The sequence below is a fragment of the Silvibacterium sp. genome (assembly GCF_047605705.1).
GTDB lineage: Bacteria > Acidobacteriota > Terriglobia > Terriglobales > Acidobacteriaceae > Silvibacterium.
This window is the reverse complement of record NZ_JASGFD010000099.1, coordinates 1-7620: the sequence shown is the minus strand read 5'-3', so window position 1 is coordinate 7620 and position 7620 is coordinate 1. Positions and strand designations below refer to the sequence as shown.

Annotated in this window: 6 protein-coding genes; 1 reads left to right on the top strand and 5 read right to left on the bottom strand. The window is 58.9% G+C overall.

Annotation, left to right across the window (positions count from 1 at the left end; all coding sequences use genetic code 11):
- The 4 genes from QM649_RS19905 to QM649_RS19890 all read right to left on the bottom strand — a co-directional run.
- Positions 1-200 (bottom strand): efflux RND transporter permease subunit (locus QM649_RS19905; protein ID WP_415200824.1); only part of this gene is annotated, 200 nt, incomplete at its 3' end.
- Entirely contained in the window at positions 200-1810 is a 1611-nt protein-coding gene (locus QM649_RS19900) for an efflux RND transporter periplasmic adaptor subunit (protein ID WP_415200823.1), read from the bottom strand. The genes QM649_RS19905 and QM649_RS19900, both read right to left, overlap by 1 nt.
- Positions 1807-3063 (bottom strand): TolC family protein, encoded by a 1257-nt coding sequence (locus tag QM649_RS19895; RefSeq protein ID WP_415200822.1) that lies wholly within the window; start codon positions 3061-3063, stop codon positions 1807-1809. Before QM649_RS19895 ends, QM649_RS19900 begins: the two co-directional genes overlap by 4 nt.
- A gap of 84 nt (positions 3064-3147) precedes the next feature.
- The gene (locus tag QM649_RS19890) at positions 3148-3519 is read right to left on the bottom strand and encodes a hypothetical protein (RefSeq protein WP_415200821.1); all 372 of its coding nucleotides are present in this window, start codon (positions 3517-3519) and stop codon (positions 3148-3150) included.
- 405 nt (positions 3520-3924) lie between these two features.
- On the opposite strand from QM649_RS19890, the gene QM649_RS19885 reads away from it, so the two are divergent.
- Positions 3925-4509 (top strand): hypothetical protein, encoded by a 585-nt coding sequence (locus QM649_RS19885; protein WP_415200820.1) that lies wholly within the window; start codon positions 3925-3927, stop codon positions 4507-4509.
- A 56-nt stretch (positions 4510-4565) separates the two neighbouring features.
- Here the strand turns inward: QM649_RS19885 and QM649_RS19880 are convergent.
- Positions 4566-7620 (bottom strand): FG-GAP-like repeat-containing protein (locus tag QM649_RS19880; protein ID WP_415200819.1); only part of this gene is annotated, 3055 nt, incomplete at its 5' end.

Below are 7620 nucleotides of genomic sequence, written 5' to 3'. Positions count from 1 at the left end.
TACGTCACCTGGTCTTCGATCACGTAGGGCGGCTGTCCCATCCAGTTGGTGTGAACGATGACTTGCACATCGGAAATATCCGGTAACGCATCGAGTGGGATGTGCTGCAGCGACCAGATGCCCGCCAGTGTTAGCATCAGAACGGCGCTGAACACGAAGAAGCGGTTGCGCGCGCAGACTTCGATGAGCTTCGACAGCATCACATGCCTCCCGTTACGCTGATACGCAGATGCTTTGCGGCGATTGTCTGTCCATCCTTCTGCGCCGTGACCGCTACGTCCCATGTGCCGCCGGAAGCCAACGTCCCGCTGCCTTCGTAAAGGCCGGAGCCCTTGTCCGCGAGCGTTGCTGAGGCGTCCATTGCGGCCATGCCCATGGCCGGCATGCCTGCCGTGTGAAACCGCACCGTGACCGATGCGCCTGTGCCCGGGGCTGTCCCCGGCCCGGTCAGCCGCACGCGGATGGTGTTGTCGCCCGCCCTCGGCGGATTGGGATCGGTGGTGAAGTCGATATGGACCTGCTCCGCGGTGGGAGCAGGCGCAGGTGCATTACTTCCCGCGCTTGGTGACGGCGGAGTGAATAAGCCTGCCGCCGCTTGTAGCTCGCTTTCGGAGTCGATGAGGAAGTTGGCCGAGGTGACAATCGACTGATGTGCCTCCAGCCCTTTGAGGACTACGAAGTCATCTCCGACGCGAGGGCCGACAGCGACTTCCTTCGGTTCGAGGCTTCCGTTGCCATGGTTTAGGAAGACAATCTGCCGTGTTCCCGACTGGAAGAGAGCCGAAGCGGGCACGACCAGTCGGCGGCCCAGCCCGCTCTTCGCATCGACATTGACGAACATACCCGGCTTCAGCCTGAGAGCGGGATTGGCAATCGTGATGCGCACACGTACGGTTCGTGTAGCCATATCCACTTGCGGCAGAATTTCTTCGATCTTCCCGGTAAAGGTGCTGCCCGGATACGAATCCACCGTGATGACGACGGCATCGCCCGGCTTCAGCCGTCCGATGTCGTCCTGAAAGATCTGCGCATTCACCCACACGCGGGAAAGATCGGCAACGGTGTACAGCCGCGTCGACGGTTCGACGTAGAGATTGGGCAGGGCGTTGCGCTCGGTGATATATCCCGAGACCGGCGAATCGATGGTGAGATCGGTGACCGGCTTGCCCGTCTCCTTCAACCGGGCGATTTCACCCGGTGAGACATCCCACTGTGCCAGCCGCTCTTCCGCGGCAACCGAAAGCGAATCCGCGCCGGCGGCTACGCCATCTACCGTGCTCGATTGCAGCGTCTTGCTGTTCCCGAGCGCAAGCAGGTACTCCTGCTGCGTCGCCACCAGGTCGGGGCTGTACACGGTAAACAGCGGCTCGCCCTTGCGGACATACTGGTACGTCGCATTGGCAAAGACCTTGCGGATGTATCCGGGAAAGCGCACCTGAATGTACGAGAGCAGACGCTCGTCGATGTCCACCGTCCCCGTTGCACGAACGTCGTCGCTCAGCTGCTTGTACTCGACCGTGCCGGTCTTTACGCCGATGTTCTGCATCCGCTCCGCGGTGAGCTGCACGGGTGCAAGACCCGCGCCCGTCGGCTCCGACATGGACGTACCCGGCATCGGCGATTCGGATTTTGCCGCATCGGAGGTCGTGTCTGACGATGGACCGGCGGCTACCAGCTGCACATCGCCGGACATCGACACCTTGATCGGTTGAGGTTGCGTCTTCTCATGAGAGCGGTAGCCCCATATCCCGGCAATCACGGCCAGCACCGCCATCCAGAAGAGAGAGGTTCTCACGACATACTCGTTCATCGCAGTGTCGCTCCTGTCAGGGATTCGAGGTGAGCGAGCGCGCTTTCGTGGTCGAGAAGCGTCTCGGCGTATTCAAGCTTCAGGTTGAGCAGGTCGGTGAAAGACAGGAGCACGTGCGTGAACTGATCGCGGTTCGAGGCATAGGAGCTCAAGGTCGCCCGATAGGCTGCATCGGACTGCGGAATCAGTCCTTCGTGGAACTCCTTCAGCTGTTCCTCATCGCTCGACGCCTGCACATACAACTGCTGTGCCTGGGAGAGCTGCTGCGCCAGGTGCGTCTCGAGGGTCTGCCGCGACTCGCCAAGCTTCTCCTGCGCCTCGGCGATCTCCGCGTTCACCCGCTTCCTGCGCGGAAAACGAACATCGAAGGTGAACATGTAATAGTCCCGGTACTTGCGGTCGGTGTTCTGGTACATGTATTCGGCTTCGAAGTCCGGCCTGCCCTCGCGCTTCGCGGATGCCACCTGGGCGTCCTGCCTCTGAATGGCGCTCGCATCCACCTGTATCTGGGGATTGCTCTTCTTCACGAGGGCCAGCAGTTCATCGGAGTTCGCCTTCAGCGGAGACTCCGAAAGGTCTTCCGCAACAATATCTGGCGATTGCTGGTCGCGGTTGAGAAGGCCTTTGAGATGAGCCTGGATCCGACTCGCCTGCTGACGGTTGACGGTGATCTCCCGCACGATCCGGGTGCGGTTCACCTGCGCTTCGAGCACGTCCTGCTGCATGCCGTGTCCGACTTGATAGTGCGCGGTCGCATCCTGGATAAGCTGGTCAAGGACAGCCTCGTTCTGGCGCAGGATGCCGAGCGTCCGTTGCAGATAGGCAAGCTGGAGATAATCGCTCTTCACCGCATCGGCAATGCCGACCCCGATGACTCCGACCTCGGCTTGCTCCATAGCGGCGTCCCGGTCGGCGACCTCGCCTCGCAGCCGTAGCTTCCCGGGATACGGTAGCTCCTGCGAAACGCCGATGCCGAGATAAGCCATGTCGCTGTCGGTGTAGCCAGCTCCGGGCTTCGGGCTGCCCACGCTGAACTGCTGGTAGGTGAGCTTTGGATCGGGCAGTGCGGTGACCTGCGGAACCATCTGCCTCGCTGCCCGCGCCTCATGATCGGCGGCGGCAAGCTGTGGATTGTTGGCTTGTGCTTCAGCCAGAAGCCGAGACAAGGGAATGGGCCGGCTCACAGCCGTCTCCTGCCCGAGGGCAGAGAACGCAACAGCAAGCACGAGCGCAGTCCAAAGGGCTACCTTCATACTGACTCCGATCTCGATTGCAGTTCATGTCATCACCAGCGCGAAGGAGCGCACCCGGCGATCAAAGAGCGGCAGCGGAGTCAATTACAGTCTGAGAATAGATACAGAACCAGGCGGCCGCCGTGGTGGGGAGTAACCGGGATCATTGATCCAGCCGAAGGCGGTCAGGGCAGGACGAGACCAATCGGAAACAGCCAGCCAAAGCGCTACAACCAGGATCGGGTGATAGGTCGCCACCTTCGCATACAGCGCACTGTCTTGAAAGTTCTGTGGTGTTTTTCGGCAGCAGGTCCGCGCCGACGGCATTTTCATCTGCTCGCACTGGCCCACCATCGCCTGGCAGCAGGCGCGTCCCTCAGCATTCATCTGCTCGTGTGAAATCATGCAGACCGTTGCCGGGGGCAGACAGGACACCAGCAACAGGATCAAAATGCCAAGTTGGCGAATTAACTGCATACTATGCTGAACAGGGTAGATGAGCGCGGACTTGCTTTCCGTGATACTCGTCACACTGCGAATCAAAGACTTCGTCCCTCCGCTACACTTGACGGACCTTTCCCAGCCAGTCGTTCACGTCCATCAGCATCTCGATGGATTGCTCCCGGGGGCTGAAAGAAGTTCGTCAGATCCCCGGCATGAATCAGGACATCCCCAGAGGGAACCTTCACTTGGTGAAAGCCGTGCGTGTCGCTCAGGCAGACGATCCGCAGCGGTGTGTCGTGTTTAATCCTGTTCCGCATCGCTGCCCGGCTTTCTGACGGCAAGAGTCAGCCCACAGAGCGCGTTCTTTAACCATTCCGGAGAGTCGGAATAGAACTCAGCCAGGAGAGCCTTGAATTTATCGGTCGAGGCTTCCGAAACATGGCACTGATGAATCATGGCCACGGAACGATTCGAAAGCTGGCCGAGAGCATGAGCGCGCGCGAGGCCGCGCTCAACAGGAAGTCCGCTGCTTTCGATGCGGCGATTGCGAAGATCAAGCAGCTCCCCACCGCCCTCGGCAAGGAGACCAGCCAGTACATCGCTGCCGGAGTGCGTGCGTCGATCCAGGACGACTTTATCCGCTCCATCGCCGAGGCCGTCAAAGGTCCGATTGCAAAACTTAGTCGGGAAACCTATCACGCAAAGCAGGCTATCGCCGAGGTCGCTCGTTATGAGCGCTTCCAGACCTGGACCTGGCTGGGCAGTATCTTTTTGCTTGGCTGCCTGGCCGGAGGAGCGGTCGGGTACTACGCCTTCTTCGTGCAAGGCATGAACCAGATGAATGACAGGCTGGATGCCATCCAGCACAAGGTCACGGCTGTTGCCCCGGCCCCAGTTTCGAAACCTGGCACATCCACCCAAGGGCATCATTTGCGCCGAGGGGTTGCCTATATGCCTTGGATGGGTGGGGAGCGCATAAGAACAAAAGCCGCGTCGGAAAGACGCAGCTTTTGTTTTAAATAGAGTCAGACTATATCTGAGCGGTGATTGTAGCGCCACAGAATGGCGTTTTTTGAGCACTATTGAATATTTAGAGATAAAACCACGCTGTGTGCCGTCACAGTCGTGTCTGCCGGAGTCGCCGTGACCGTTACTGCATAGGTGCCAGCTGCAGCCTCCGTACTCGGAGTTTTGCTATTCGAGCTTGAGTTGCCTCCGCAACCAACCAGCGAAGCCATGCCAATCGCCCCCAGAACAACTACAAACAGGCCCAGCGTGCGCCGTCTGCGGAATAGAGGTGAGAGCACCAGGAGTCCAGCCAGCGCAAGACTTGGCATGCCAAAACCGTGGATGTCCTGATTCCTGGCAGTAGTAGTTGCAGCCGTATTCAGCGAAATAGTGGCTGTTGCCGTCTGGGTTGGGGAAAGTGTGACGCTTGCCGGATCAAAGCTGCAGGTAGCATTTGCCGGCAGCCCCGAGCAGGTAAGGTTCACCGGTCCGGCAAAGGCGGCATTCGCCGTAAGCGAAAGCGTTGCGGAGCCGGTGGCGCCCTTGGCAAGTGTGAACGAGCCGGTGTTGCTGGTCAGTTGGAAGGCAGCTTGTGCTGTGGTCACGGTAATCGTTGCCGATCCTGAGTTTTTGTTGACGTTGTAGTTGTCATCGCCCGCATAGACGGCCGATACGGTGTGGCCACCGGCAGCGAGAGCTGAAAGCTCGAAGGTAGCGGTACCGGCTGCATCGAGCATTGCGGTCGTATCACTTACTCCATCGACCAGGAGAGTAACCGTTCCGGTAGGAATAGGCTGGTCACTATAGTAGGCCGCGGCCTTTACCGTGATGGTTGCGGTATCGGTACTGGCGATGGTGGATGCCGAGCTGGCGATAGAGAGCACCGATGCGCCGGTGTTGGTCATCACAGTTGTTCCCACAGCGCCGGAGAGGCTGATAATGCTCGGAGAGCCGTTGCGCAGAAGATCCGCAGTCAGCATGGTAGGCGTTGAGCCGTAGACTCCGAAAGCCTTGGGAGCCGCAAAGGTGCCGTCTCCATTACCGCGCAGCACCACGATGCCGAGCTGGTTGTCGAGCGCGTCGGTGAGTTCTTCTTCTTCATTGGCGTAGACCACATCGGGGATGCCATCGCCGTTGTAATCGTTCACATCGAGATCGGAAATCTCCATGCCCGAAGCCAATGACGCAGGCTCGCCGAAGGTACCGTTGCCTTTGCCGGGATAAAGGACTATGCCCTCGCTGGTGCCATTCGAGACTGCAGTGAGTAGATCAGGCACACCGTCGCCGGTCGCGTCCTTCACCACCATCTGTCCGGCGGGCAGAGCGTTCTGTACGATAGTCGGCGCGACCGAAGCGAGGTTACCGCCTGCGGGACTGAGCCACTCGCCGATCGTGGTTGCCGAATAGCTGCCATAGCTGACAAACAGATCCGCGCGGCCGTCGCCGTTGGCATCGGCGAGGGTCAGGCCGTATAGGCCGATGTAGCTTGTTGAGATGGGAATGTAGTTCCCCCACTGAATGGTGCCGCTACCGCTGTTCAGCAGGGTCCACACACCATACTGGCTGGTGACGAAGTTGACGTTCGTCAGTGCAAGGTCAGGATGCCCATCACCGTTGATGTCGCCGATGGCCACCATCGGCAAACTCTCTGCCTGGAAAGGCAGCGACTGTTCGACGGTATTGAAGCTGCCATCGCCATTCGAATAGCCGATGAAAAGGTGGTAGTAGGAGTTGGCGTCTTTCGTGATGAAGACAACATCGTCCTTGCCGTCTCCATTGAAGTCGGCGGTATAGGGTAGGATCTCGACGACGTTGGTGAGCAGAGTAGCTGCCGGCTTATACGTCATGTTGCCCTTGCCGTCGTTCACACCGCCCAGGATGCCGTAGGGCGAATCTACCAACACATCGGGATAACCATCACCGTTTACGTCCGGCGTAGCGTAGATGAGCATCTCGTTTGTGGCGAGGGTTCCTGTGTTCTGTGCCAGAGCTGGGGCGCCAATGAACGTGCCGTCGTTATTGCCCTTGTAGAAGGCGAGGCTGCGCTTGCTGGTGTCGAAGTAAAGGATGTCGGCAATGCCATCACCGTCGAAGTCGTCGATGGCATTAGTCTTGACCGCGAAGACAAGGCCCAGGAGACTGACCGTACCGTAGCCGCCAACGTAGGTCTCTTTCGGAAATCGGAAGGTGCCGTCTCCATTACCCGGGTAGACGGCAATGAGGCCGGAACCCGCCATTAATGCATCAGGCACGCCGTCGCCGTTGACATCACGGAAGGAATAAACTGCGGTATCGAGCAGATGCGTTGCGGGAAGCGCCATCACAGGCGCCTGGTAGCTGCCATCCGCATTACCCAGCAGGACGTAAAGTTCGCCGTCTCCCTGGATGTAAGTGAGGTCGTCCACGCCATCGCCGTTCAAATCAGCAAACTGCATGTAGCGATTGGGCTGAGCGGTGTAGAGCCCGTTCAACGAGATCGACGCAGCATTGGCGGTCGTAACCGTGCCCGAGCTCGTGATGGGATATTCGCTGATCTGCGACGAAACGAAGTTCGAGCCGTTGATATCCTGCGACGTCATCACCGCGGCCAGCATGGTCCACTGCCCGTTGATCTGCCGCATGATCGTGCCACCGCCGTAACCAATGACTGCCTTGTTCGGAATCGTCGCATCAGTTTCGACGATCTTCGCGGTGTTGAACGTGCCGTCTCCATTGCCGGGAATGGCTTCGAAGACGATATAGCTGTTGGGATTATCGTCGGTGGTGCCAGTACCTGCCACTACCACGTCTACGTTGCCGTCTCCGTTGTAATCGACGAGGTTGAAGTTGGTCAGGCCGGAGAAGACCGAGGCCGTCTTCGAGATGGTGACCGGGGCGGCAAAGGTTCCATCGCCGTTGTTCATGATGACGACGACTGAGCCGTAGTACTCAAACGGAAGCGTCATCGCCACGATATCCGGATAGCCATCGTGGTTCAGATCGACGGCAGTCGGGTAGTAGACGTTGTAGGCCGTGGCCTGCGACCCGGCGTTGGTGAAGCCTCCCTTGCCGTTACCCAGCATCAGGGTAAGGTTGTCGTACTGGAAGCTCACCATATTCATCTCGGCCGTGGAAGGTGACTTCAAC